This is a genomic window from Pseudomonas sp. N40(2020) (assembly GCF_014472415.1).
In the GTDB taxonomy this organism is placed as follows: domain Bacteria; phylum Pseudomonadota; class Gammaproteobacteria; order Pseudomonadales; family Pseudomonadaceae; genus Aquipseudomonas.
In genome coordinates this window covers 69491-96278 of sequence record NZ_JACSZV010000023.1, presented here as the reverse complement: position 1 = coordinate 96278, position 26788 = coordinate 69491, and the positions used below count along the sequence as shown (strand labels likewise).

Below are 26788 nucleotides of genomic sequence, written 5' to 3'. Positions count from 1 at the left end.
TCCGGCAGCTCCTACAGTGCTCGGGGGTTACTCAGGGATACGCAGTACCTGCCCCGGATAGATCTTGTCCGGGTGTTTGAGCTGAGGCTCGTTCGCCTCGAAAATCTTGTTGTACTTGTTGGCATCGCCATACACGCGTTTGGAAATTGCGCTCAGCGTGTCGCCCTTCTCGACCGTGACAAATTTCGCCGGGGTCGCAACAGCGCCGGTCACGGTGATCTGATCATCTACGCCGCTCACGCCGGCAACGTTGCCAAGTGCCAGCAGGATTTTTTCTTTTTCCTCCTGGCTGGCCGCTTCGCCAGTGGCAATGACTTTCTCGCCTTCAACCTTGACCTTGATCTTCGACGTGTCGATGCCCGTCAGCGCGGCCTGCACGTGTTTGGTCAGCGCCTCACCATTGGCCTCGGCCTTCTCGGGCGTCAGCGCATCAATGATTTTTTCACCGGCTTCTTTCAAAAAGCTGAAAAGGCTCATCGTGTTCTCTCCATGAAATATAGGGTCGTCGCACAAGCCTAGACCACCCCAGACAAACCCGGTTCCAAGCCGACCAATGACCCTGCCGCCCCCCAAGCGGTAGAATCACCCACCCCAGCCGCCACCCTTCGGAGCGAAGATGGACATCAAGCAGCTGAAATTCCTCATCGCCCTCGACGAAACCCGCCACTTCGGCCAGGCCGCCGCGCGCTGCCATATCACCCAGCCGACTCTGTCGATGCGCCTGCGCAGCCTTGAAGAAGAGCTCGATCTGCCGCTGGTCAACCGTGGCCAGCGTTTCGAAGGCTTCACCGCGCCGGGCGAACGGGTGCTGGCGTGGGCGCGTACGGTATTGGCGGCTTACGACGGTTTGCAGGCGGAAGCGGCGGCGTGTCGCGGCAACCTGATCGGCACGCTGCGCTTGGGCGTGGTGCCGCTGTCGAGCTTCGATCCGTTGCCGCTGATGCAACGCCTGCACGCCGCGCACCCGGATCTGCGTTTCGAACTGTCGGCGCTGAGTTCCGAGCAGATCCTCGAGCATCTGGCGAACAATCGCATCGACCTTGGCGTGTCTTATCTGGATCGTCTGGATAACGAACGCTTCGAAGCCCTGGCTTTAAGCGAAACCCGCATGGGCCTGCTCTACGACCAGCGTTCGTTCACTTTTGGCGAGGCGCCGTTAAGCTGGGAATCGTTGATCGAACTGCCGTTGGGCATGCTGACCAGCGGCATGCATTTTCGCCAGTCCATCGACCACAACTTCCACAGCCGTAACCTGACGCCGCAGCCGTTGCTGCAAACCGACGCTGTGCATCAATTGTTACAAGCCGTACACAACGGCTTTTGCTGCGCGATCATGCCGCTCGACGGAGGCCTCGAAAAGCTTACCGATCACCTACGCCTGCAACCGATCGAAAACGCTCAAACCCTCGCGTCGCTGGGCCTGATCATGCGCCGTGGTGCCCCGCGTTCGGCGCTGGCCGAAGCCTGTTTTGCGCTGTATCAAAAATCACCAGGCGAGTCTTGATCGACGGCATCTATCGGAAGATCGACATTAGCGATTAGACGCGACATCTTGCCGCGCCTAGTCTTAGCGTTGATCAATCCGTCGGTGATGCCATGAACGCCAAGCGCCCAGCCTGCGCGGCGCCTGCACTTGAAACGCCCGCGCCCGCCGCCAGTCAGACCTACAGTTACAGCGATTTGCCCCTCGAGGAATCGGCCAGCACCGCGCTGGCCGAGGAAGTCGCGTTGGCGATTGCCTACAACGGCATCAGTCAGGCGGTCATGCTGGTGACGCCGACGGACCTGGAAGACTTCATCGTCGGTTTCAGCCTCGGCAGCGGCATCATCGAAGACGCTACCGATATCTATGACCTGCAACTGACTGGCGCAGGCTCCGCGCAATACGCGCAAGTGACCATCGCCAACCGTGCCTTCTGGAACCTCAAGCAACAACGTCGCCAGTTGGCCGGCACCAGTGGTTGCGGCTTGTGCGGCGTCGAAGCGGTGGAACAAGCGCTGCCCGATCTCAAAGTGTTGGCCGGCGCGCCGTTGCCACCGCTTGCATGGCTCGACGGTTTGCGCCAGCGCATCGGCGCGTTCCAGCCGCTCGGCCAGCACTGCGGTGCGGTGCATGCGGCGGTGTTCATGAACGCCAGCGGTGAACTGCTGCTCGGTCGCGAAGACATCGGCCGGCACAACGCCCTCGACAAGCTGATCGGCGGGCTGATCCGCCAGAAGATATCCACAGAAGGCGGACTGGCGATTGTCACCAGCCGTTGCAGCCTCGAATTGATCCAGAAAGTTTTGCGCGCCGGCATCCAGACCCTGGTCAGCCTGTCCGCTCCCACAGGCCTTGCCGTGCAATGGGCCCGTCGACACAACCTCAATCTCATCCACCTGCCGCAGAAAAGTGCGCCGCGGGTGTATAGCCCCGCGATGGAGAATCAAGCGTGAGCCAACATCATCAAGCCGACCAGAAACCTGTCCCGCGCTACAAGCCTTACAAAGGTGCAGCCGGCGGCTGGGGTGCCCTGATCAGTGTGGCCCAGGCCTGGTTGACCAGCGACAACGCGCTGAAAAACCTGCGCATGATGCTCAAGACCAACCAGAACGGCGGCTTCGATTGCCCGGGTTGCGCCTGGGGCGATTCGCCGGAAAGCGGCATGGTCAAATTCTGCGAGAACGGCGCCAAAGCGGTGAACTGGGAAGCGACCAAGCGCCGGGTGGATGCCAAATTCTTCGCCAAACACAGCGTGACTTCGCTGCTGGAACAGAGCGATTACTGGCTTGAGTATCAGGGCCGCCTGACCGAGCCGATGGTCTACGACGCTGAGACCGATCGTTACAAACCGATCGCTTGGGACGACGCGTACGCCCTGATCGCCAAACATCTGCAAAGTCTGCCAAGCCCGGATCTGGCCGAGTTCTACACCTCGGGTCGCGCCAGCAACGAAGCGGCGTATCTGTATCAGCTGTTCGTGCGCGCCTTCGGCACCAACAATTTCCCTGACTGCTCGAACATGTGCCACGAAGCCAGCGGTGTGGCGTTGGCGCAAAGTGTCGGCGTCGGTAAAGGCACCGTGACTTTCGACGATTTCGAACACGCCGACGCAATTTTCGTCTGGGGCCAGAACCCGGGCACCAACCACCCGCGAATGCTCGAACCGCTGCGCGAAGCAGTGAAACGTGGCGCTCAGGTGGTGTGCATCAACCCGCTGAAAGAACGTGGTCTGGAACGCTTCCAGCACCCACAGCACCCGATCGAAATGCTCACCAACGGCGACAAACCGACCAACACCGCGTATTTCCGCCCGGCACTGGGCGGCGACATGGCAGTGCTGCGCGGCATGGCCAAGTTCCTGCTGCAATGGGAACGCGATGCGCAGAAGGCTGGCGCCCCGGCCGTGTTCGACCACGACTTCCTCAACGCCCACAGCGCCAACGTGCTGGAGTACCTCGGCGTTGTCGACGACACGTCATGGGAGCAGATCGTCGAGCAATCCGGCCTGACCCTGGTGGAAATCGAGCAAGCGGCGCGCATGTACGCCAAAGGCAAGAACGTGATCATGTGCTGGGCCATGGGCATCACCCAGCATCGCCATTCGGTGCCGACCATTCAGGAAATCGCCAACCTGATGTTGCTGCGCGGCAACATCGGTAAGCCGGGCGCGGGCCTGTGCCCGGTGCGCGGCCACAGTAACGTGCAGGGCGACCGCACGATGGGCATCAATGAACGTCCGCCGGTGGCGTTTCTTGATTCGCTTGAGCGGCGCTTCCAGTTCAAGGTGCCGCGTGAAAACGGCCACAACGTGGTCGAGGCAATCCATGCGATGGCCGAGGGCCGCGCCAAAGTCTTCATCGGGCTGGGCGGTAACTTCGCCCAGGCCACGCCAGACAGCCCGCGCACGTTCGCGGCGCTGAGCAATTGCGACCTGACCGTGCAGATCAGCACCAAGCTCAACCGCAGCCATCTGGCTCACGGTAAAGACGCGCTGATCCTGCCGTGCCTCGGCCGTACCGACATCGACATCCAGACTGAAGGCCCGCAAGCCGTCACCGTGGAAGACTCGTTCAGCATGGTCCACGCCTCCAACGGCCAGTTGCAGCCGCTGTCGAATCAGATGCGCTCGGAACCGTCGATCATCGCCGGCATCGCCGCCGCGACCCTGGGCAGCAAACCGGTGGACTGGAACTGGCTGGTGGCCGATTACGGGCGTATCCGTGAGCTGATCGCCGACACCATTCCCGGCTTCAAGGAGTTCAACGAGAAGGTCAAAAATCCGGGCGGCTTCTACCTCGGCAACAGTGCTGGCGCGCGCAAATGGAACACGCCATCGGGCCGCGCCAATTTCCGCCCGAATCTGCTGCCGAAGGATCTGGTACACGAACGCACCCGCGCGACCGGACAGTTGCCGGATCTGATCCTGCAATCGATGCGCTCCCACGATCAGTACAACACCACGATTTACGGCCTCGACGACCGTTATCGCGGGGTGAAAGGTCAGCGTGATGTGTTGTTCGTCAACGAAGCCGACATTATTCGCCTGGGCTTCCGGCCGGGGCAGAAGGCTGACATCGTTTCGATCTGGGACGATGGTCGGGAGCGTCGGGTGAAGGGCTTCACGCTGTTGGCGTTTGATATTCCGGCTGGACAAGCTGCTGCTTATTACCCGGAAGTGAACCCGCTGGTGCCGCTGGAAAGCACTGGGGATGGTAGCCATACGCCGACATCCAAGTTCATTGCGATCCGGTTGGAAGCGGCGAGCGAGACCGGGTTGATCATGGCCAAGTCCGCTTAAAGGCTGCGATCTTTTTTCTTTTGATCGTTCCCACGCTCTGCGTGGGAACGCAGACCGGGACGCTCCGCGTCCCAATAGCAGACGCGGAGCGTCCAAGGATGCGTAACCACGCAGAGCATGGTTACGATCATCTCTTGTTTTTTGCGTTTCCATCGCCCACAAAAAAGGCCGCTTTTTCACAAAAACGGCCTGTCCGAAGTAGCTAAAGACCGGCGAAAATCGCTTAAGTTCCGCCCATAAAACAGTAACTTACGTTTTTGTATACAAGTCGTGCTATTCGTCGGATTTCGATTGTCACGCTTGTTACACAGCCTCAGGATCGGCGCCGTCATCCCTTTGAGGCTCATCTATGAAGTTCTCCTCGATTCTCTTGTTGTCCCTTGGCCTGGTCAGTGGTTTTGCTTCCGCCGGCGGCACCACCGAAGCAGGTGTGGGCGGCGCATTGGGCGGGGTTCTTGGCTCGGTCGTCGGTCAGTCGTTAGGCGGCAATACAGGTTCCACCATCGGCGCAGCACTGGGCGGCGCGGGTGGTAGTGCGGTAGGCGCAGACAAACGCAGCCGTGGCGAAGCCGCCATTGGCGGTGCGTTGGGCGCGGCCGGCGGTAACGTGGTTGGCCGCAGCATGGGCGGCACCACCGGCAGCCTGATCGGCTCCGCAGCAGGTGGCGGCGCCGGTGGCGCGCTGGGTAACTACATGGGTAACAAAAGCGATGACGATGATCGTCGCTATGATCGCCGTCACGATGACCGTCGCTACTATCGCGACCGTCACCCGGGTCGCGGCCACGCTTATGGCCACCGCAAACATCACAAGTATCGCGACTGAGGCCTAAACACCTCGTTGGCCGGTAAAGCAAAAATCGCAGCCCTAGGGCTGCGATTTTTTTACTTTTTTCACACCACCAATTTTTCCAGCGCCCCGCGTAACCCGGCAGGAATCGGCACTGGCTGATTGCTCGCCCGATCGACAAACACGTGCACGAAACGCCCGGCGGCGCACGCTTCGCTTTCGCCGACCTTGAATACCGCCAGTTCATACTGCACCGAACTGTTGCCCAACTTGCCGACCCGCAAACCGATCTCGATCAGATCAGGGAAAGCGATCGAGGCGAAGTAATCGCACGCCGAACTGACCACAAAACCCACCACCTCACCGTCATGGATATCCAGCCCGCCAACCTGAATCAGGTAGGTATTAACGGCCGTGTCGAAGAAGCTGTAATAGGTGACGTTGTTGACATGACCGTAGGCGTCGTTGTCGTGCCAGCGCGTGGTGATTGGCTGGAAATGCGGATAGTCGGTGCGTTGAGGCATTGGGCTGGACATAGATCAGCGATTCCTGAAGGTATTTTGGCGAGTCTAATTTAACCCGAGGCGTGGCCTTCGCGAGCAGGCTCGCTCCCACTTCGGAATGCGCTCCCCTGTGGGAGCGAGCCTGCTCGCGAAGGCATCAGCATCGTCGCCAGATCTTAACGGTCAGCAAACCCCTTCCCCTGCGCCGCCAACTCACCAATCAACCGCGTCGGTTTCCACTGATCGCCCTGCCGCGTCTCCAGCGCCAACAAGCGCTGATGAATATCCGCCAGCCCCTGCTGATCCGCCCAGACCATTGGCCCGCCCTTGTCCGCCGGGAAGCCATAGCCATTCAGATACACCAGATCGATGTCATGGGCCGACTCGGCAATGCCTTCCTGCAGAATCTTCGCGCCCTCGTTGACCAGCGCCAGCAGACAACGCTCAAGAATCTCTTCCGGGCCGATCTCACGACGCTGAAAGCCCAGACTTTCGCTGACCTGCAATACCAGCGCATCAACCTCAGGATCATGCTCAGCCTGACGACTGCCCGGCTCATAGTGGTAGTAACCATTGCCGGACTTCTGCCCAAACCGCCCCATCTCGCACAAGCGGTTATCCACCTGAACCTCCGGCGCGTCCTGGCCTTTGCCGGCCAGCTCACGCGCACGCCACTCCAGATCGATACCGACCACGTCGTACATGCGGAACGGTCCCATCGCAAAACCGAAGCCTTGCAACGCCGCATCAACTTGCTGTGGATAAGCGCCTTCAAGCAGCATCTTGCGCGCCTCCAGCACATACGGATGCAGCATGCGGTTGCCGATAAAACCGTGACAGTTGCCGGAGACCACACTGACCTTGCCCATACGCTTGCCCAGCGCCAACGCAGCTTCCAGTGCTGCCGGCGAAGTCTGCGCGCCGCGAACGATTTCCAGCAGCTTCATGATGTGCGCCGGGCTGAAAAAATGCAGGCCCAGCACTTGCTCAGGTCGTTTGGTTGCGGCAGCAATCGCATCGATATCCAGCGCCGACGTATTACTCGCCAATAGAGCCTCAGGCTTGAGCAAGCCATCCAGTTCGCGAAAGATCTTCTGCTTGAGCTCAAGGTTTTCGTACACCGCCTCGATCACCAGATCGACATTGCGGATCGCCGCGTAATCGGCCGCCGCGCTGACCCGCGCGAGACGCGCATCAGCCTCGGCCTGATCGATCCGCCCCTGACGCACGTTATGTGCATAAGTTTCGGCAACGGTTGCGAGCGCCTGCTCAAGCATCTGTGGATTGTTATCCACCCATTGCACCGTCACGCCGGCATTGGCCAGGCACATGACAATGCCACGCCCCATGGTGCCCGCACCGATCACCGCCGACTGCTGAATATCGAATGTCTGGCTCATGTTGTTCTCTTGTTGGCGATCCAAAGACTGGTCTCACCATAGTCAGCCAGCGACGGTTTTTGAAGTTTATTACCGTGATGATCGACATTCAGCGGATGGATGCAGCCTCAGAGATGTGCTTGAACCCAACCCCGCACTTCGGCATACGGATACTCCTCCAACGCCGCATAACCGGAAATCGCTCGCGCCTTGAGCTTGGTAAACAGCGGCACACTGATCCCGCACAAAAACCGCGTCAGCCGTTCCGACGTCGGTGCATTGCCCGTGTGCTGCTCATGCCTGTGGATAAAGTCATTGCACAGCGCGGCAAAATTTTTATCCACAAGTGCTGGTAACTCCGGTGGCGCTGGCAGTCGAGCGACATGCCCATGACACACCGAACAATGCCCGCAGCGCTCAGGCGCATCGTGATCACCGAAGTACTCCGCCAGCCGATAACCCAAACAGCGTTCAGTGGCGAACACATCGAGCATCGCGTGAATCCGCGCGACTTCCGTCTGCTCATGGCGGGTGAAGTAATCGTGTAACTCACCGCTCAACACGTCGCTGTCAAAATCGCTTTGCAGCAGGCTGTAAACCTCGGTCATCTGCTTGCTCTCAAGCTCGACCCAGCCCTTCTCCTGGAAATAATCCAGCGCCTTCACCACCCGATTACGCTCAGCCGAATACTGCGAATACATCGCCTCGAAATTCACCGTGGCCCAGGTACGCGCACGGGTCGACGTCTGGATAAGCGCCGCGACAAACTCCCGACGTTCGCCCTCGAAACGCTCAAGCAGCGCCTCAGGCTCGAGCAAGTATTTGAAGCGGTATTCGGCGTAATACGCGTAGCGCGGGGCGATCAAGCCACGCAGCTCCAATTGCACCAGCAAGGTCTTCAGCGGCAACGCGCGGATGTTGCTGTGATCCGCCAGCGGTCCGAGCAGGAACTCCCACTGCCCTTCCGGCGCCGAGGCCTTCAGTTCATCGAGCACATAGCGAATGCCGTCGCGCTCCGGGGTGTCGCCGTAAACGAAGTTTTCCAGCACATTGAGACTGTCACGGTTGGCCAGCACCAGGCAGTCCGACGGCTGCCCGTCACGCCCGGCGCGGCCGATTTCCTGACTGTAGTTTTCGATGGATTTGGGCAGGTCGAAATGCACCACATTGCGTATGTCGCTCTTATCGATGCCCATGCCAAAAGCGATGGTTGCAACGATGCAATTGGACTGACCGGCCATGAAGCGTTTCTGGATGGCTTCGCGTTTATCGTGCGGCAAACCGGCGTGATAGGCCTCGGCCTGAATGCCGTTGCGCTCAAGGTGTTCGGCGATGTGCTCGGCGGTTTTCTGCAAGGTCACATAGACGATGCTGGGCTGGCCCAGACGCTCGGCCATCCACTCCACCAGGCGCCGCCGCTTGTCCTGCCCGCGCACCGGTTCCACCAGCAGATTGAGATTGGGCCGATAGAAACCGGTCGTCACGACATCCTCGGGGGCAATGGCAAATTTGGCCTGCATGTCGGCGATGACTTTTGGCGTTGCCGTAGCCGTCAACAGCAGGGTTTGCGGGATGTTGAACTGCTTTTGGTAGTCCGGCAGCTTGAGGTAATCGGGGCGGAAATTGTGCCCCCACTCCGAGATGCAGTGCGCCTCGTCCACCACCAGCAACGAGATCGGCACCTGCTGCAAAAAGTTGCGGAAGCGCTCGTTTTTCAGGCGCTCCACGGAGATCATCAGAATCTTCAATTCGCCCGAACGGGCGCGGGCCATCACGTCATTGGCGTCATCGCGGCTCTGCGCCGAATCGATGCTGCCCGCCGAAATGCCGTGGCGTTGCAGAAACGCCAGTTGATCCTGCATCAATGCGAGCAACGGCGAGACCACCAGCGTCAGATTCGGCAGCATCAGCGCCGGTAACTGATAGCAAAGAGACTTGCCAGAACCCGTGGGGAAAATCGCCGCTGCCGAGCGCCCGGCCAGCACCGCGCTGATCGCGGTCTCTTGTCCGGGGCGAAACTGTGGATAACCAAAAACCTGTTCCAGGGTGTTGTGCATTCGCTGTCACTCCTTTGACCGCTGCCATGCCAACAGCCTAGCGGGCGATCGCAGCGAGTCGAGAAAAGGTCGGGGGGCAAATCGATACGAGATGATACAGCCCCGGAGGCCTGGCCACTGGCTGAAACAAACGCCACGATTTGTTTATCGCGGTGTTTGCCGACATCGCGATAGCGTGCCCGCTCCACCTCCGTATCACGCCCGGACGGCTGATGCGCGCAAACATTTCAAAGGAGTGATCATGCACTACAGATTGAAGTTAGCCCTCGTCCTCACCTTCACCGCCCTGATGTTGGGCGGATGCATGCGGGGACCCGAAGACCTTCCGCAGTTCGCCATTTCAGCGACACCGCAAGTCCTCACCGAAACCTGACCTTCACTCAGGGCAGCAGCACCGCCACGCGCAACTGCTCGTTCAATACCTGCTCATGCACGCTCAGGCTCTTGCTCGCCCACAGCGCATGGGCCGGGCTGATATCGCCGGTGAACGCCGCCGCCAACTGACGCAGGTCGGTGACGCTGCGCACCTGCGGACAAAACGGCTGTTCGGCACAGTCCTGACTGGCGTTGCGATAAGTGCTCAGCAAGTGATCCCACAGACCATCGCGCACCTGCCTGATCGATTTGAGCTGCACTTGCGGCACACCCAAACGTTGCTTCAGACCCGATTCGTCGAGCGATTCACTGGCGAGCAAGGCTTTGCCGAACATCAGCACCTCGGCGCGCGAGGCCGTATCGACATTCGCCTGGCTGTTAAGCGCCTCCGGCCAACCGGTTCGATCCAGATAATTCAACACCAGCGAATTGCCGGGCTCTGCGGCCATCGTCAAACGGCAACCGCTGACCCATAGCAATACAATCGAGGCCATTCGTAGCCACTGCATACCTAATTCCCTTTAAGCGCGTATCGGACGTTTGGAAACGTCCCACAGATTCTGGCGCGCAAGATACAGAGGTTTGCTCGGAAGCGCCTGACAAACCCGTAGGAAACTTCCCGCCTAAGGGTTTTGCCTTGAAAACGCCATGAAAACACGTAGGGCAAATGCCCGAACCCAGGAAAAACCCCTACGAACTCTGTCCATCCCGGCTGTCTTGTTCCACCGCGCGACGCCCTCCTATAGTGACCGGCGCGACTGAATCGCACTGTAGCGACTTTTAAAAGGACAGCCTTAATCCATGACCTCACTGCACCCACCCAGCAACCGCTACCGCCGTTTGAAAACCAGCTACGGCGAAAATCCGGTGCTGGTTATCGACACCGACGCCTGCCATGAGGACTTGCTGGATGCGGCTCAACAACGTCTGTGCGCCGCCGGCAATCTACTGGAGACTCTTTACTGCATGTGTTTCAAACAAGCGGACGTTAAAGATATTCCAAACATCATCACCGCGCTTTATTTATTGACCCAAGACGGCTGCGAACTATTAGAAGTTGCTAAATTGAAAGCCGCACACCGCCAGCAGACTCCTTAAACAACAAACCTGGAAACAACCAACTTATATACCACCCAGACATCCTTCACTAAGTTGATCGCTCTTTCATTAAACAAGAGCAAAAAACATGACTGTTTTAACTATTTTCTTTTGCGGTACTGGCTCCACCAAGTTTGACACGACCCATGCAAACTATTGGAACGGCGAACTGGTATCCACGCTGGCGTCGCACCACGCCGGTCGGGAATTCGCCGACTGGATCGTCGTCGACGGCCCGGGCACCAGTAACCTGCAGGCCGATGAACTGTTTGCCAAGTCCGGTGACTACGGCCTGAGTGGCACGCTGTTCGGCAAAGGTTGGGAAGAGAACGTCCAACACGCAGTGAACGTTATCAAAGGCAAGTGCGCCTGGCAGCGCGAACAACTGACCGAAACGGAATACAACCGCCTGAAAGCAGCAGGCATTCCGATCGAAGATGTCCAGGTCGAAGGCTCGTGGTTCTGGCGCAAGTATAACTTCGGTGATCGCAGCGTTAGTCAACAAAAGTTACAGGAACAAATAATCAAGACGTTCCGTAAGGACGGTGTAATTCCCACTCAAGTCAACCTCGTGGGCTGGAGTCGCGGCGGCATCAGTTGCCACATGTTGGCCAATACCATGTTCGCCGACAGTGCGCTGAAACACGTTCCGGTCAATATCCTCGCGATTGATCCGGTTCCGGGCGCCTTCAACTTTCAGGAGCATCGGGTCAAACTCAACGCCAACGTTAAAGAATACGTCGGCTTCTACGCGCGGGATGAACGCTCCACAGGCTTCAGTTGCGTCATTCCACAAACCGCCACCGGCACGCTGACCACTATCTTGCCGATGCCTGGCCGCCACGCCACCCTGGTCGGCAACGCCGCCGCTGACGGTAACAGCGGCCCCAAAGTGCTGGCCGAACCCGGTCTGGTCGTCCGCCACCTCGCCGAAACATGCCTGAAGCGCTGGGGCACCGCACTGAGCAATACCCTCAATCTGAGCAAAACCGATCTGATCAAACTCGCCGACGCCATCGTCAACGCCCAGGAACAATACCGGGCCATGGAAGAGTGTTCGTACACCTACTTCACCGAAATGGACCAGGGCGAACGCCGTGTGTCCCTGGGCGGCAGAGACATCCAGTTCTCAGCGGTGAAAGGCACGATTTACACCCCCGCAACCGGGCTGAACACCACCGTGCTGGATGTGGCGACGAGTCGGCATGTTCGTTGATGGCGAGGATCGGTGAGCCGGCGAAAAATCCTACAGCAATGCCCTATCCGGTATTCGTCCCGTTCCTACAAACACAGACTCCCTTGCCGGCTATCGCGGCTTGGTAAGTCAAATCTATAGTCGTGACTGTCGCTGCCAAATCAGCGACTCGGGTTTGGTCACCTGAAATTGAGAGAGAGAAACTGCGCATGCCCTTGTATGCTTGCCGCCATCTATTGTGCGGCATGCTTTATGGCGGCTGTGTTTGGGACGCTTCGGCGTACACGGAGTTCTCTCTCTCTGGTTGACCAACCCGAACACAGTCGCCTCCCATCGTTTGGTCATGATGGCGGCGGCTATTGGAACGCCTATAGAGAGAAGAACAATGAAAAAATTGACCCAGTTCACCACCGATCGCTACCGCCCACTCGAATCCAACCTCACCGACACCAAGCCCCTGATCATCGACACAGCGGCCAACCCGCAAGACATCCTCGAATGCGCCGTCCAGCGTCTGCGCGCTTCAAGCGACCTGCTAAAAACCCTCTACTGCCTCAGCTTCAAACAAGCCGACGTCGAAGACATCCCCCACATCACCCACGCCCTCTATCTGCTGACGCAGGATGGCTGTGACCTGCTGCAAGTCGCGCAGCAGCAAATGCTCAATTGGAAAGCACCAGCCTGAAAACAATCTCAGGCAGATGCGCGCTCAAACAACTAGCGCCTGCCTGACCAAAGAACATGGATGCTGCGCACCCGGCGTCCAGCACGGGAGTTGAATTTTGCAAACTATTATTGATTGCGTACGATGGGAGCCATTGTTCAACCAAGAGCTCGCCTTCATGACCACTGAAACCGTTGATCACAGTACTCTCGCGCGATTGTTTGAGAATGGTTCGATCAGTAGCGCACATATCGTCGCCAAACCCGGTGGCTGGTCAATTCAGATTCAGCAAGGAAACAAGGAATATTCACTGGCAGCACAACGCAGTGGTCAGGTGCGACTGTTCAAGCGGTTCGAAACACTGGTGACCTACCTGCAAGGAGTAGGTATCAATCACTTCGATGTGGACGCCTCCAGCTATGACCCTCTGCAGATAAAAACCTATGCCCGCCCTGATCGCGCCGAAGCGATGAAACAAGCTCATGAAGCTGCGGCATATGAAGAATGGGTCAAGCAACAGGTACAAATCAGCATTGATGACCCAAGACCCAGCGTCAGCGATGAAGACGCTCGCAGGATATTTGCCGCCAAGCGGGATGCTCTGCGTCAGCGAGTACGTTGATGAGGTTGGTCTGGCGCCAAGAGGCGCTGGATGACCGAGAAAACATCATGGAGCGTATCGGCCAGGAAAATCCCGCTGCAGCGATTAAGCTCGATGAGCTTTTCGAATCGAAGGGAGAAAGCGTCCGCCAGCAGCCAGTTTTATACAAAAGAGGTATCGCGCAAGGCACCCGCGAAATGGTTGTCACCCCAAACTACTACATCATCTACACAATCAAAGTTGATGCTGTGGAGATGCTGCGAGTACTGCATACCAGGCGGCAATGGCTATGAAGGCTGAAGAGAAGAAGAACGGCGTATAGAGTTCGCGGCTACTTAAGTGGCATTATTCTGGCTGTTTAACGCGAACGCTGCGGGAATAATGGCAGTTGATCTGATAATGACACCCAACCCATCCCCCACAAAAAAGCCGCCCTCAAGAGGCGGCTTTTTCACTCACCAGAACTAAGTCTTACAACTTCGGCCCAGCAGCCTTGATCGCGTCGCTCACTTCGAACTTCTTGAAGTTCTCGATGAACAGACCGGCCAGTGCCTTGGCAGCCTCGTCGTATGCAGCCTTGTCAGCCCAGGTGTTGCGTGGGTTGAGCAGGTTGGTTTCAACGCCCGGTACGGCCAGTGGCACGTCGAGGTTGATGGTGTCGAGGTGCTCGGTGGCGGTACCGATCAGTGCGCCGCTCTGGATGGCTGCGATCACTGCGCGGGTGGTCGGGATGTTGAAGCGTTTGCCGACGCCGTAGCCGCCGCCGGTCCAGCCGGTGTTGACCAGGTAGACCTTGGAGCCGAAGCCGCGGATGCGCTTGATCAGCAGTTCTGCGTATTCGCCAGCCGGACGCGGGAAGAACGGTGCGCCGAAGCAGGTGGAAAAGGTCGACTTGATGCCGCTGCCGGAACCCATTTCAGTCGAGCCCACCAGAGCGGTGTAGCCGGACAGGAAGTGGTAGGCCGCTTGTTCTTCGTTGAGGATCGACACTGGCGGCAGAACACCGGTCAGGTCGCAGGTCAGGAAGATCACTGCGTTTGGCTCGCCGCCCAGGTTGTGCTCGGAACGCTTGGCAACGTGTTCCAGCGGGTACGCGGCGCGGCTGTTCTGAGTCAGGCTGACATCGGCGTAGTCGGCGTGCTTGGCGTCGTCGATGACGACGTTTTCCAGCACGGCGCCGTGCTTGATGGCTTTCCAGATGACCGGCTCGTTCTTCTCGGACAAGTCGATGCACTTGGCGTAGCAGCCGCCTTCGATGTTGAAGACAACGCCTTCGCCCCAGCCGTGTTCGTCGTCACCGATCAGGTAACGGCTTTCGTCGGCGGACAGGGTGGTTTTACCGGTGCCCGACAGACCGAAGAACAGGGTCACGTCGCCTTCTTCGCCGATGTTGGCGGCGCAGTGCATTGGCAGCACGTCAGCGGCCGGCAGCAGGAAGTTCTGCACGGAGAACATGGCTTTCTTCATTTCACCGGCGTAACGCATGCCGGCGATCAGCACTTTCTTCTGGGCGAAGTTGAGGATCACGCAACCGTCGGAGTTGGTGCCGTCACGCTCAGGCACGCATTCGAAGTTGGCCACGTTGAGCACTTGCCATTCTTCACGGCCAGCCGGGTTGTACTGGGCCGGGTTGATGAACAGGCAACGACCGAACAGGTTCTGCCAGGCAGTCTGGGTGGTCATTTTCACGGCCAGGTAGTGATCTTCGGCCGCACCTACATGAACGTGGGAAACAAAGTGCTCTTGCGCGTTGTTGAACGCCTCGACACGAGCCCACAGCGCATCGAACTTGTCGGCCGGGAACTTGCGGTTGATCGGGCCCCAGGCGATAGCGGCCTGGGTGGAAGGCTCTTCAACGATGAAACGGTCGACTGGCGAACGGCCGGTACGATGACCGGTGCGGACTACCAGAGCGCCGGTATCGGCAAGCTCGCCCTCACCGCGATTCAGGGCTTCTTTTACCAGATCATCAACACTCAGATCGGTGTACACGGCGTTATTGGCTTGCGTCATGAGGTTCCCCGTCGGCCAGTGGCCGAGTGTGCTCCAAACGTTTTGTAGTAGAAAGTCGTGCACTACTACCGCGAAAAAAGTGGGCCGGATTATGCCAGAAAAGCCCAAAAAGAGTAGGGTCCTCCCGTCGTAACGGCGTAATTACGTCGTTGAGCAGTGAATTTACCTGCGCTGAACCGTTTTAGTGCCGGGTATCTGACGGGGTGTCGACGCCTGCGCCAGCGAACAATTGAGCGATATCGGCGGCATCAAACTCGTAACGTTCGTTGCAGAACTGGCAATCGATCTCGACTTTGCCGCCCTGTTCAGCCACCAGCGCCTGCGCATCTTCCAGACCCAGACTGACCAGCGCAGTGCCCGAGCGTTCCCGCGAGCAGCTGCAGTGGAAGCGCAAGTTCTGCACATCAAACAGGCGCACTTGCTCTTCATGGTAGAGACGGTGCAGCACGGTTTCGTTGTCCAGGCTCAACAATTCATCGGCGCTCAGGGTGCTGGCCAGCGCGGTGATGTGCTGCCAGCTGGCGGCGCGATCTTCTTCGTCCTTCAGACGATCGGCTGGCAGTTGTTGCAGCAGCAGACCACGGGCACGACGACCGTCGGCAAACAGCTTGAAGCGGGTGCCAACCTGTTGCGACATGACGAAATAGTTGGTGAAACAGTCGGACAGGGTTTCGCCGTCGAGGTCGACGATGCCCTGATAGCGCTGGCCGACAGTCGGGTCGACGGTCAGGGCCAGGACGCCGTTGGGCATCAAGTCGCTGAGGGTCGCATCTGCCGCGATCTGATCGGCGTGGTAACGCGCCAGGCCACGGATCTCACGCTCGCTGGAGCACTCGATCATCAACATCGGGATCGGGCCTTCGGAACGCGCCTGCAAAATCAGCAACCCGTCGAACTTCAGAGTGCCTACCAGCAAAGAAGCGGCCGCCATCAATTCGCCCAGCAGTTGCGCAACCGGTTCCGGGTACGGGTGTTTGGCAAGAACTTCGGCGTAGCTGCGCTCAAGCGCAACCAGTTCGCCGCGGGTGTCGCTGTCATCGAAGATGAAGCGTTGGGTGAAATCGGTATCCGTCAGGTCGGTCATAGGTCTGGGTATCTGAAAGTGATGACAAAATGGTTACAAAACGTGAAAATTTGCGTTTCTTGGCACCCTTTTTGGTGCCGACTGCTTAGCCATGGGAGGCATTTTATGAACAATCCGGGTTTGTTCCAATCAAGGTGGAACCTCGGCCGGCTGGTTCTGTGCAACGTAGTGCCATTAGCGCTACTGGCTTTCTGGTTATGGCCTACGGGCAACTCGCTGTGTGTGATTTTCGACGAGTGGCTGTTCCGCTCGCTCAATGCACCGCTGGCCAGCAACACGATATGGCTCCACATCTGGGCAATTGCAAGTCTGCGCCCGTTCGACATTGTGGTCGGGCTGATTCTGCTGATGCTGCTGATCAAGGGCGACTGGGTGTTCAAGGCGATTGATGTACGTCGGGCATTTTTCGGTTTTTTCTCGATCCTGCTGTTGATGGTGGTGATCCGCGCACTGTTTTCCAAATTCGCCGACCACATGGACTGGCAGCACAGCAGCCCGTCGATGGTGCTTGAAGGCGCCGTTCACCTGAGCGACTACTTTCCACATCTGGAGAAGACCTGGGAGCTGAAGGATCGCTCGAGCCAGAGCTTCCCCGGTGATCACGCTTCGGTGTTGCTGATCTGGGCACTGTTCATGGGCGTGTTCAGCCGCACGGCTGGCCAGTTCCTGACGATCTGGGGTCTGACCTTGCTGTTCATGCTGCCGCGACTGGTGGCCGGCGCGCATTGGGGTCAGGACGATTACATCGGCGGTGTGTTGCTGGCGGTGTGGGCGTTGGGCTGGGGTTATTACACGCCGTTTGCGTATCACGCGGCGAATTTCTGGCTGAAGGTGACGGCGCCGATTTTCAATCTGCTCGGCAAACTGCCGGTTGTTTCGCGGATGAGTGTGATGCGTAGCGCCTGATATCGAGTTGTTCATGGCGGGTGCCGCGCACTTGATTCGCGAGCAAGCTCGCTCCCACATTGGAATGCAATCTTCTTGGGAGCGAGCCTGCTCGCGAAGAGGCAGTGACGCCCTACTCGCTGCTGCTGTTACCCCGAAACTTAAACAGATCCCGCCGCTGTTTTTTGCTCGGCTTGCCGTCGGTGCTCACGCCCAACGCACCCGCCTTGCGCATCGCCGCAGCCGCTTCGCGTTTTTCAACACTCACCTCGGTTTCTGCATATAGCGTCTGTGCCTCAGGCGCGCCACGACGCACGATCGACAAGGCTTCGACCCTCACCGTGCGCACTTCGAAGCCGGTGCGGATCTCGAATTCATCGCCGATGCGTGGCTCTTTGCCAGGCTTGCAGCGCTCGCCTCGACAATGCACCTTGCCACTCTCGATCGCTGCTTTGGCCAAGGCACGTGTTTTATAAAAACGCGCTGCCCATAGCCACTTATCGAGACGGACCTTGTCGTCCTCTTCGCTTTTTTGTGCCATGGAATGTCCTCATTCTGAAATATTGGTGAACTGTACTACCGTTTCTGTCGTGCCATGAATTGCAGCATCCCGGATTACAATGCATGCATTCCGGCGCCTGCTTCAGGGGCTGGTATTCCGGGCTGTAGATATCTGTCGCCTTTTACCCATTATTCTGCGTGAATACCGCAAATCCGGCCCCTGCGGGCTGATCGGTTGTCACGGTTGAGCATTTTTTTGAAGACATTTGACCATTTGACCGTTGTCGGTCTGCGCGAGTGGGTGGCGCTCCCGGATTTGGGAGTCGCGGGCCTGCGAGCAAAAATCGACACCGGTGCCAGTACCTCCAGCCTGCATGCCACCGACATCGAGCCGTTCGAACGCGACGGCGAGAAGTGGGTGCGTTTTACCGCGCACCTGGGCACGGTGGTGCAGTTGCGTCACCGGCGCTGTGAAGCGCCACTGGTGACGCGCAAAACCATTAAAAGCTCCAATGGCCATGCCCAGGAACGCTATGTGATCAGCACGACGCTGGCTCTGGGTGATCGGGTCTGGCCGATCGAGTTCACCCTCGCCTGCCGCAAGTCCATGCGCTATCGCCTGTTGCTCGGTTCCAAAGCCTTGATCGACGGCCACCTGGTGGTCAATCCGGGCATCAAATATGTACAAGACAAGCCGGTGTTCCCGGTATCTACCTCCTCAACAGGTGTTGCATGAAGATCGCTGTGCTGTCGCGTAACCCGCGTCTGTATTCCACCCGTCGTCTGGTCGAAGCCGGCACCGAGCGCGGGCATGAAATGGTCGTGATCGACACCTTGCGCGCCTACATGAACATCGCCAGCCACAAGCCGCAGATCCACTATCGCGGCAAACCGCTGGAAGGCTTTGATGCGGTGATCCCGCGGATCGGTGCGTCGGTGACGTTCTATGGCTGCGCAGTGCTGCGTCAGTTCGAAATGATGGGGGTGTTTCCGCTGAATGAATCGGTGGCCATCGCCCGTTCGCGGGACAAATTGCGTTCTCTGCAATTGCTGTCACGTCGTGGCATCGGTTTGCCGGTGACAGGTTTTGCCCACTCTCCGGATGACATCCCCGACCTGATCGACATGGTCAATGGCGCACCACTGGTGATCAAAGTGCTGGAAGGCACTCAGGGCATTGGTGTGGTGCTGTGTGAAACCGCGACCGCCGCCGAGTCGGTGATCGAAGCGTTCATGGGCCTGAAGCAGAACATCATGGTCCAGGAGTACATCAAGGAGGCCGGCGGTGCGGATATCCGCTGCTTCGTGGTTGGCGACAAGGTGATCGCGGCGATGAAGCGTCAGGCCAAACCGGGTGAATTCCGCTCCAACCTGCACCGCGGCGGCAGCGCCAGTCTGATCAAGATCACACCGGAAGAACGCATGACCGCTTTACGTGCGGCCAAGGTCATGGGCCTGGCGGTAGCGGGTGTGGATATCCTGCGCTCCAATCACGGGCCGCTGGTGATGGAAGTGAACTCATCGCCGGGGCTGGAGGGGATCGAGACCACCACCGGGAAGAATGTGGCGGGGATCATCATTGAGCATCTTGAGAAGAATGGCGGGCCGAATATGACCCGGACCAAAGGCAAAGGTTAAAAGCAAAAGATCGCAGCCTCCGGCAGCTCCCACAGGGTATGCATTCCCATGTGGAGCTGCCGGAAGCTGCGATCTTTTTCAGCGTTTAAACAGCATCCCGCGGCAACATCAAGCCCAATGGCAAACGCACTCGCGCTTCCAATCCACCCCCGGACCGGTTGCGCAACTCGACATTGCCGCCATGCATCGAAGCAATCCGCTTCACAATCGCCAGACCCAACCCCGTGCCCTTGCCGCCCCGCGCACGATCGCCTCGGGTAAACGGGTTGAAAATCGCCTCAAGCTCCGACGGATCAATCCCCGCCCCACGGTCCATCACACTCAGCACCACATACGGCGCGCTGGTGTCACCAGACACATAAGCCGCGACTTCGACGCCGCTGCCCGCATGATTCAAGGCATTGCCGATCAAGTTGTTCAGCAAGCGCTTCATCGAAACCCGACGCAACGGAAACGGCTGGATCGGCTCCAGACGCAGGCGAACCTTTTCTTCGCTCTGGTTGTACGGCGCCGCCACTTCACGCACCAGATCGCTGAGGTCCACCTCTTCCACCGACTCGTCGCGACCATCGCGAATAAACGCGAGGAACTGGTCGAGAATCGCATCCATGTCTTCGATGTCGCGCACCATGTCGTCGGTCAGGTCGTTGCGATCGCCCATCAACTCCAGCGACAGCCGCAATCGAGTCAACGGCGTGCGCAAGTCATGGGAAACCCCGGCCAGCATCAGCTCGCGCTCACGCCCGGCCTGTTCGACGTCTTCGGCCATCTGGTTGAAGGCGCGATATACCTCGGTCATTTCGCTAGGCGTGTCACTGATCGGCAGACGCACACTGCGGCCCTGGCCGAGTTGCCGGGCGGCATAGACCAGTCGTTTCAAGGGTTGGTTGAGCTGGCTGACGAAAATCCACGCCGACGCCGTCGACAGCAAACCAATCGCCAGGAACCAGCCAAGCACGTTCCAGATTTTCTGGCCGCGCAGTGGATGCGGGTACAGCGGGACTTTCAACCAGCCATCACCGAGGCTCGGCGCACGGACCCAGAGCGCCGGCGGCGAATGCATGCGTAATCGCACTTCCGTATCCGCGCCCAGCTCTGCCTGCATTTGCCGCTGGTAGATCTCGCTGTACGGCCAGTGCTGTTCGCCTTCCGGCACACCGGCACCCACCACCCGGATCAGGGTTGAGGCATCAGCGATCTTCGCGCGATTTTCTTCGTCAGCCGCCCAATAGGCGCGCAGCGTCAGAGCGACGCCGTGGCTGTATTGGCGATCCACCAGCACGTCCTCGTTCATCAACAGATAAACCAGGGTCAGCGCTTTGGAAAACAGCACGACGATAAGCACCAGCCAGAGGGTGCGGGAGAAAAAACTTTGGGGAAACCAGACGGGGGTCTTCATCAATAACCGCTACACACTTGCAGGAGCGAGCAATGCTCGCATATTGCGGATTGCGAGTCTGCGGGGATGGCCATTATGGCCAAGTCCCGACAGACCCGCTCCTACAAATCACCGATCACTTGGTGGCGGCGCCATCCGGTACGAACACGTAGCCCACGCCCCAGACAGTCTGGATATAGCGCGGTTTGGACGGATCAGGCTCGATCATCCGGCGCAGACGCGAAATCTGCACGTCGATGGAACGCTCCAGCGCATCCCACTCACGACCACGGGCCAGGTTCATCAGCTTGTCGCGGGTCAGTGGCTGACGCGCGTTCATGACCAAGGCCTTGAGCACCGCAAACTCACCGGTGGTGAGCATGTGTACTTCGTCGCCGCGTTTCAGTTCGCGGGTGGCCAGCGACAACACGTAATCACCGAAGGTGACGTTTTCGTCTTCGCTGCCCGGCGCGCCCGGTACCGGGGCGGCCTGACGACGCAGAACAGCCTTGACCCGGGCCATCAGCTCGTCCGGGTTGAACGGCTTGGCCAGATAATCGTCGGCGCCCAGTTCCAGGCCCTTGATGCGGCTCATCTCATCGCCTTTGGCGGTGAGCATGATGATCGGAATCTGGTTATTCGCTGCTCGCAGACGACGGCATGCGGTCAAGCCATCTTCGCCGGGCAGCATCAGGTCGAGGACGACCAGATTGAAGACTTCACGCGACAGCAGACGATCCATCTGCTCGGTGTTCGGTACGGTACGGGCACGATAGCCCTTGCTGACGAAAAAACGTTCCAGCAGGCTGCTCAGCCCCGGATCGTCGTCAACGATGAGAATTTTTTCGCCTTCAGCAGTTTGTGCAGTGCTGCTCATTGGATGCTCCTTTTAGCTCGGCGCGCATTATGGCGTAGCTGCCGTTATACGCACCGTGTGCATTGTTAGCAGATTTTTCCTTCACTGCCAGAAAACCGGGGTTTATGCCTACAGACTGCAACGCCCCCGAATGACAGAACGCTGGTTATAATGCGCGGCGTTTTGTGCCAGGCAACGTCTGAATCGTTACCGCAAGTGGCCGGTATTTTTTCCAGGCCAGCGCAGTAATTGTTCGATTTCACGGGTCAATGGGCTGCCTTTTGACCCAGGCAGCGGCCATCTTCATGCCGCTCAACCAGACTCCGGGCCTTTATTTCCGTGCCTGCGAGCCTGCTTTCACAATATGTCAGGTGGTTTTATGGACAGCATCAACAGCCGCATCGCCGAGGAACTCGGCGTACGCCCACAACAGGTCGAAGCGGCCGTCGCGCTACTCGATGAAGGCTCTACCGTTCCCTTCATCGCCCGTTACCGGAAAGAAGTCACCGGCAGCCTCGATGACACCCAGTTGCGTCATCTGGAAGAGCGCCTGCGCTACCTGCGAGAACTCGACGAACGGCGCATCAGCATCCTCGCCAGCATCGAAGAGCAAGGCAAACTCACCCCTGCTCTTGAGCGCGACATCAAGCTCGCCGACACCAAGACCCGCCTCGAAGACTTGTACCTGCCGTACAAGCAGAAGCGCCGCACCAAGGGCCAGATCGCCCTGGAAGCCGGCCTCGGCGACTTGGCCGACGGCCTGTTCAACGACCCGAACCTGGCCCCGGAAAGCGAAGCCGCACGCTTTGTCGACGCCGAAAAAGGTGTGGCCGATGTGAAGGCTGCGCTGGAAGGCGCCAAATACATCCTGATGGAACGCTTCGCCGAAGACGCCAGCCTGCTGGAAAAACTGCGTAACTATCTCAAGCAGGAAGCGACCCTCAGTGCCCGCGTGATTGCCGGCAAGGAAGAGGAAGGCGCGAAGTTCCGCGACTACTTCGAACACGACGAGCCACTGAAAAGCATGCCATCGCACCGCGCACTGGCGATTTTCCGTGGCCGCAACGAAGGCATTCTCAGCTCCGCGCTGAAAGTCGGCGACGAACTGCCGGGCACCATGCACCCGTGCGAAGGCATGATCGGCCAGCAATTCGGTATCCAGAACCAGAACCGTCAGGCCGACAAATGGCTGGGTGAAGTGGTGCGCTGGACCTGGAAGGTCAAGCTCTACACCCACCTGGAAACCGACCTGCTGGGCGAGTTGCGCGACGGCGCCGAAACCGAGGCAATCAACGTGTTCGCCCACAACCTGCACGACCTGCTGCTGGCCGCGCCGGCCGGCCCGCGCACAACGCTGGGTCTCGACCCGGGCCTGCGCACCGGTTGCAAGGTAGCGGTGGTCGATTCGACCGGCAAACTGCTGGATCACGCCACGGTTTACCCGCACGTGCCGCACAACAAATGGGATCAGACCATCGCCATTCTGGCGGCCCTGTGCGCCAAGCACTCGGTTGACCTGATCGCCATCGGCAACGGCACCGCCAGCCGCGAAACCGACAAACTGGCGATCGAGCTGATCAAAAAATATCCAGCCATGAAGATGACCAAGGTCATGGTCTCCGAGGCCGGCGCATCGGTGTACTCGGCGTCGGAACTGGCAGCCAAGGAGTTCCCGGATCTGGACGTGTCGATCCGTGGCGCGGTGTCGATTGCCCGTCGCTTGCAGGATCCACTGGCCGAGCTGGTGAAGATCGACCCGAAATCCATCGGTGTCGGCCAGTACCAGCACGACGTGTCCCAACTGAAACTGGCACGTGGTCTGGACGCTGTGGTCGAGGACTGCGTGAACGCCGTCGGCGTCGACGTGAACACTGCCTCCGTGGCCCTGCTGGCGCGGATCTCCGGCCTCAACGCAACACTGGCGCAGAACATCGTGGCGCACCGCGACGAGCACGGCGCGTTCAAAACCCGCGCAGCGCTGAAGAAAGTCGCGCGTCTGGGCGAAAAAACCTTCGAACAGGCCGCCGGTTTCTTGCGCGTGATGAACGGCGACAACCCGCTGGATTCCTCGGCGGTTCACCCGGAAGCCTATCCACTGGTGCAGCGCATTGCCGCTGAAACCGACCGTGACATTCGATCGCTGATCGGCGATGCCGGTTTCCTAAAGCGCCTGGACCCGAAGAAGTTCACCGACGAGACCTTCGGTCTGCCGACCGTGACCGACATCCTCCAGGAGCTGGAAAAACCGGGCCGCGACCCGCGTCCGGAATTCAAGACTGCCGAGTTCCAGGAAGGCGTCGAAGACCTCAAAGACCTGCAACTGGGGATGATCCTCGAGGGTGTCGTGACCAACGTGACCGCGTTCGGCGCATTCGTCGACATCGGCGTGCATCAGGATGGTCTTGTGCACATCTCGGCACTGTCGGAGAAGTTCATCAAAGATCCGCGCGAAGCGGTGAAGGCCGGTGACGTGGTGAAAGTGAAGGTCATGGAAGTCGATATTCCGCGCAAACGCGTCGGCCTGTCGATGCGCATGGGCGACACCCCGGGCGAGAAGATCGATGGCGCCCGTGGCTCGCGTCCGGGCTCGGCACAACGCCAGCCTTCGAACAACGCGCCACGCAAGGAAACCGCCACCGCCGCGCCAGTGAACAACGCGATGGCGTCGCTGTTCGCCAACGCCAAGCAGTTGAAGAAACGCTGATGGAGATTCCGGCCGGGCTCGTCGAGAGCGCGTTTTTCAAGCTGTTGGGCTGCCGCCTGCACAGCCTGGAAACCGGGGTGGCGCAAGTCGCCCTGGGGCTGGAACCCGAACTGCGCAACCGCGGCGGCAAATTGCATGGCGGCGCGCTGTTCAGTCTGGTCGATATCGCCATGGGGCTGGCCTGTTCCAGCACCCACGGTTTCGATCAGCAGAGCGCGACCATCGAGTGCAAGATCAACTACATCCGCGCCGTTTCCGACGGTGAGGTGCTGTGCACGGCGCGGGTGATCCACCCGGGTCGCCGCACGTTGGTGGTCGAAGCCGATGTGATGCAGGGCGACAAACTGGTCGCAAAAGCGCAAGGCACGTTCGCTGTCCTGTAGCTTGTGGCCATCAATTTGAGTTAATTTCGGCGCTGCGTCTGCGGCGTCGAACTTTTCCGCGTGCGTAATAGCCAGATTCAAGGAGTGAAGTTGGCAATCGGCACGGGCCTTTATGGCTCAAAAACCAGGCGAAAACGCCAGTTTCAACTTCACCCTTGTAGACCGTCCTGCCCACCCCCATATTGGGGCGACTGACGCGTGAAGGAATCCAAATTGAGCGAACTTCTCAACCGCCGCCTGGCTCTGCTCGGTGAGCGCGCCAACCTCTCTCTGCTCGAACAGTGCCTCCACGGTATCGAACGTGAATGCCTGCGCGTGACCAGCGAAGGTCGACTGGCGCAAACGCCGCACCCGGAAGCATTGGGTTCCGCGCTGACCAACGAACAAATCACCACCGACTATTCCGAGTCGCTGCTGGAATTCATCACGCCTGCCCTGCCCGACCCGGCGGACACGCTGGCGAGCCTGGACAAGATTCATCGTTTTGCCTACAGCAAACTCGGCAGCGAGTACCTGTGGAGCCCATCGATGCCGTGCCCGTTGCCGGCCGAGGAAGACATCCCGATCGCCTACTACGGCACGTCCAACATCGGTCAGCTCAAGTACGTCTACCGCAAAGGCCTGGCCCTGCGTTACGGCAAGACCATGCAGTGCATCGCCGGGATTCACTACAACTTTTCCCTGCCGGAAAAACTCTGGCCGCTGCTGAAAGAAGCCGAGGGTTTCGTCGGCACCGACCGGGATTTCCAGTCGTCGTCCTATATCGCACTGATCCGCAACTTCCGTCGCTACAGCTGGCTGCTGATGTACCTGTTCGGTGCTTCGCCGGCGCTGGATGCCGGTTTCCTGCGCGGTCGTTCGCATCAACTGGAACAACTGGACCCGGACACCCTGTATCTGCCCTACGCCACCAGCCTGCGCATGAGCGACCTCGGTTACCAGAGCAACGCCCAGGCCGGCCTGACGCCGTGCTACAACGATCTGGCGAGCTACACCGACAGCTTGCGCAAAGCCGTGGCCACCCCGTACCCGCCGTACGTTGAGGTCGGCACGCATCAGGATGGCGAGTGGGTTCAGCTGAACACCAACATCCTGCAGATCGAAAACGAGTACTACTCCAACATCCGCCCGAAACGCGTGACGTACACCGGCGAGCGGCCTATTCAGGCGCTCGTGGCCCGTGGCATTCAGTACGTTGAAGTACGTTGCCTGGACATCAACCCGTTCCTGCCAATGGGCATCGACCTCACCGAGTCGCGCTTCCTCGATGCGTTCCTGCTGTATTGCGCGTTGAACGACAGCCCCCTGCTGACCAACAACTCCTGCGGCAACGCCACGTCGAACTTCCTCAGCGTGGTCAAGGAAGGTCGCCGTCTGGGCCTGCAATTGCAGCGCGACGGTCAGCCGGTCGAGCTGAAGGTTTGGGCGGCCGAGCTGTTGGAACAGATTGCGCCGCTGGCGGCGCTGCTGGATCAGAGCCATGGCGGCGATGCGCACAGCAAGGCGCTGGATACGCAGCTGGCCAAGGTCAAAGACCCGTCGCTGACACCGTCGGCGCAAGTGCTGGCAGCAATGGCTGAACACAAGGAAAGCTTCGCGCAGTTCTCCCTGCGTCAGAGCCAGGCGCATGCGGAGTTCTTCCGCAGCGAGCCTTTGAAGCCCGAAGAACAGGCGAAATTTGAGGAGGTGGCGCGTTCTTCTCTGGCGGCGCAGGCTGAGCTGGAGCAGAACGAAGTGGGCGATTTTGATGTGTTTGTCGGGTCGTATCAGGCGAGCATTCTCGCAATCAGCAACTAAGCGTCGCCTTGGATCGTTCCCACGCAGAGCGTGGGAACGATCAATATCCGCCGAGCCTTAGATTTTTCCGCTCATAAGCTCATTCTAAAAAGTTATTTATTTTTGG

Annotated in this window: 25 protein-coding genes; 15 read left to right on the top strand and 10 right to left on the bottom strand. The window is 58.9% G+C overall.

Annotated features, from left to right (window positions below; genetic code table 11):
* Positions 1-27 precede the first annotated feature (27 nt).
* A complete protein-coding gene (lysM, locus tag IAI51_RS16405) occupies positions 28-477 on the bottom strand; it encodes a peptidoglycan-binding protein LysM (RefSeq protein WP_187679421.1) in 450 nt (149 codons plus the stop codon).
* A 139-nt stretch (positions 478-616) separates the two neighbouring features.
* Between lysM and IAI51_RS16400 the strand changes: the two genes are divergently transcribed.
* The 4 genes from IAI51_RS16400 (at position 617) to IAI51_RS16385 (ending at position 5607) form a co-directional block, all read left to right on the top strand.
* Positions 617-1504: a LysR family transcriptional regulator gene (locus IAI51_RS16400; RefSeq protein WP_187679420.1), complete on the top strand. Its 888-nt coding sequence runs from the start codon at positions 617-619 to the stop codon at positions 1502-1504.
* A gap of 92 nt (positions 1505-1596) precedes the next feature.
* Entirely contained in the window at positions 1597-2436 is an 840-nt protein-coding gene (gene fdhD, locus IAI51_RS16395; protein WP_187679419.1) for a formate dehydrogenase accessory sulfurtransferase FdhD, read from the top strand.
* Positions 2433-4781: an FdhF/YdeP family oxidoreductase gene (locus IAI51_RS16390; protein WP_187679418.1), complete on the top strand. Its 2349-nt coding sequence runs from the start codon at positions 2433-2435 to the stop codon at positions 4779-4781. The genes fdhD and IAI51_RS16390 overlap by 4 nt, the downstream gene beginning before the upstream one ends.
* 349 nt (positions 4782-5130) lie before the next feature.
* Positions 5131-5607 (top strand): glycine zipper domain-containing protein, encoded by a 477-nt coding sequence (locus IAI51_RS16385; protein WP_095190584.1) that lies wholly within the window; start codon positions 5131-5133, stop codon positions 5605-5607.
* Positions 5608-5675: 68 nt separating this feature from the next.
* Here the strand turns inward: IAI51_RS16385 and IAI51_RS16380 are convergent, their stop codons facing one another.
* The 4 genes from IAI51_RS16380 to IAI51_RS16365 all read right to left on the bottom strand — a co-directional run bounded on the left by IAI51_RS16380 (position 5676) and on the right by IAI51_RS16365 (position 10394).
* Positions 5676-6107, bottom strand: a complete 432-nt coding sequence (locus IAI51_RS16380; protein WP_187679417.1) for an acyl-CoA thioesterase — start codon at positions 6105-6107, stop codon at positions 5676-5678.
* A 143-nt stretch (positions 6108-6250) separates the two neighbouring features.
* A complete protein-coding gene (locus IAI51_RS16375) occupies positions 6251-7474 on the bottom strand; it encodes a 3-hydroxyacyl-CoA dehydrogenase (protein ID WP_187679416.1) in 1224 nt (407 codons plus the stop codon).
* A 107-nt stretch (positions 7475-7581) separates the two neighbouring features.
* The gene (locus tag IAI51_RS16370; protein WP_187679415.1) at positions 7582-9510 is read right to left on the bottom strand and encodes an ATP-dependent DNA helicase RecQ; all 1929 of its coding nucleotides are present in this window, start codon (positions 9508-9510) and stop codon (positions 7582-7584) included.
* A gap of 380 nt (positions 9511-9890) precedes the next feature.
* Positions 9891-10394 carry a polysaccharide deacetylase gene (locus tag IAI51_RS16365; RefSeq protein ID WP_187679414.1) on the bottom strand — a complete coding sequence of 168 codons (504 nt, stop codon included), beginning with the start codon at positions 10392-10394 and terminating at the stop codon, positions 9891-9893.
* A 292-nt stretch (positions 10395-10686) separates the two neighbouring features.
* On the opposite strand from IAI51_RS16365, the gene IAI51_RS16360 reads away from it, so the two are divergent.
* From IAI51_RS16360 to IAI51_RS16340, 5 genes are all read left to right on the top strand, one after another.
* Entirely contained in the window at positions 10687-10983 is a 297-nt protein-coding gene (locus IAI51_RS16360) for a hypothetical protein (RefSeq protein ID WP_187679413.1), read from the top strand.
* An 88-nt stretch (positions 10984-11071) separates the two neighbouring features.
* Positions 11072-12199, top strand: coding sequence for a hypothetical protein (locus IAI51_RS16355; RefSeq protein ID WP_187679412.1), 1128 nt, complete (start codon positions 11072-11074; stop codon positions 12197-12199).
* Positions 12200-12563: 364 nt separating this feature from the next.
* The gene (locus tag IAI51_RS16350) at positions 12564-12863 is read left to right on the top strand and encodes a hypothetical protein (RefSeq protein WP_187679411.1); all 300 of its coding nucleotides are present in this window, start codon (positions 12564-12566) and stop codon (positions 12861-12863) included.
* Between the two features lie 157 nt (positions 12864-13020).
* The gene (locus IAI51_RS16345; RefSeq protein ID WP_187679410.1) at positions 13021-13464 is read left to right on the top strand and encodes a hypothetical protein; all 444 of its coding nucleotides are present in this window, start codon (positions 13021-13023) and stop codon (positions 13462-13464) included.
* Complete coding sequence (locus IAI51_RS16340; protein ID WP_187679409.1) at positions 13464-13736, top strand: type II toxin-antitoxin system RelE/ParE family toxin; 273 nt, start codon at positions 13464-13466, stop codon at positions 13734-13736. The genes IAI51_RS16345 and IAI51_RS16340 overlap by 1 nt, the downstream gene beginning before the upstream one ends.
* A gap of 178 nt (positions 13737-13914) precedes the next feature.
* Here IAI51_RS16340 and IAI51_RS16335 read toward each other — a convergent pair whose 3' ends face one another.
* Together IAI51_RS16335 and hslO are read right to left on the bottom strand one after the other, a co-directional pair.
* On the bottom strand, positions 13915-15456 hold the full coding sequence (locus IAI51_RS16335) for a phosphoenolpyruvate carboxykinase (RefSeq protein ID WP_187679408.1): 1542 nt from the start codon (positions 15454-15456) through the stop codon (positions 13915-13917).
* A gap of 181 nt (positions 15457-15637) precedes the next feature.
* Positions 15638-16540, bottom strand: coding sequence for an Hsp33 family molecular chaperone HslO (hslO, locus tag IAI51_RS16330; RefSeq protein ID WP_187679407.1), 903 nt, complete (start codon positions 16538-16540; stop codon positions 15638-15640).
* 105 nt (positions 16541-16645) lie between these two features.
* Between hslO and IAI51_RS16325 the strand changes: the two genes are divergently transcribed.
* The gene (locus IAI51_RS16325) at positions 16646-17446 is read left to right on the top strand and encodes a phosphatase PAP2 family protein (protein ID WP_187679406.1); all 801 of its coding nucleotides are present in this window, start codon (positions 16646-16648) and stop codon (positions 17444-17446) included.
* 112 nt (positions 17447-17558) lie between these two features.
* Here IAI51_RS16325 and IAI51_RS16320 read toward each other — a convergent pair whose 3' ends face one another.
* Positions 17559-17966, bottom strand: coding sequence for an RNA-binding S4 domain-containing protein (locus tag IAI51_RS16320; RefSeq protein WP_187679405.1), 408 nt, complete (start codon positions 17964-17966; stop codon positions 17559-17561).
* A gap of 234 nt (positions 17967-18200) precedes the next feature.
* Between IAI51_RS16320 and IAI51_RS16315 the strand changes: the two genes are divergently transcribed.
* On the top strand, positions 18201-18662 hold the full coding sequence (locus IAI51_RS16315; RefSeq protein ID WP_175555634.1) for an ATP-dependent zinc protease: 462 nt from the start codon (positions 18201-18203) through the stop codon (positions 18660-18662).
* Positions 18659-19564, top strand: coding sequence for a 30S ribosomal protein S6--L-glutamate ligase (gene rimK / locus IAI51_RS16310; protein ID WP_007949201.1), 906 nt, complete (start codon positions 18659-18661; stop codon positions 19562-19564). The genes IAI51_RS16315 and rimK overlap by 4 nt, the downstream gene beginning before the upstream one ends.
* A gap of 85 nt (positions 19565-19649) precedes the next feature.
* Here rimK and IAI51_RS16305 read toward each other — a convergent pair whose 3' ends face one another.
* Both IAI51_RS16305 and ompR read right to left on the bottom strand, forming a co-directional pair.
* Positions 19650-20963, bottom strand: coding sequence for an ATP-binding protein (locus tag IAI51_RS16305; RefSeq protein ID WP_187679404.1), 1314 nt, complete (start codon positions 20961-20963; stop codon positions 19650-19652).
* Between the two features lie 115 nt (positions 20964-21078).
* Positions 21079-21819: a two-component system response regulator OmpR gene (gene ompR / locus IAI51_RS16300; RefSeq protein ID WP_016986271.1), complete on the bottom strand. Its 741-nt coding sequence runs from the start codon at positions 21817-21819 to the stop codon at positions 21079-21081.
* A gap of 358 nt (positions 21820-22177) precedes the next feature.
* Here ompR and IAI51_RS16295 point away from each other — a divergent pair, with 358 nt between their 5' ends.
* From IAI51_RS16295 to gshA, 3 genes are all read left to right on the top strand, one after another.
* Positions 22178-24502 (top strand): Tex family protein, encoded by a 2325-nt coding sequence (locus tag IAI51_RS16295; RefSeq protein ID WP_187679403.1) that lies wholly within the window; start codon positions 22178-22180, stop codon positions 24500-24502.
* Positions 24502-24885 (top strand): PaaI family thioesterase, encoded by a 384-nt coding sequence (locus IAI51_RS16290; protein WP_187679402.1) that lies wholly within the window; start codon positions 24502-24504, stop codon positions 24883-24885. The genes IAI51_RS16295 and IAI51_RS16290 overlap by 1 nt, the downstream gene beginning before the upstream one ends.
* A 213-nt stretch (positions 24886-25098) precedes the next feature.
* Positions 25099-26682, top strand: a complete 1584-nt coding sequence (gene gshA, locus IAI51_RS16285) for a glutamate--cysteine ligase (RefSeq protein WP_187679401.1) — start codon at positions 25099-25101, stop codon at positions 26680-26682.
* Positions 26683-26788: the final 106 nt, after the last annotated feature.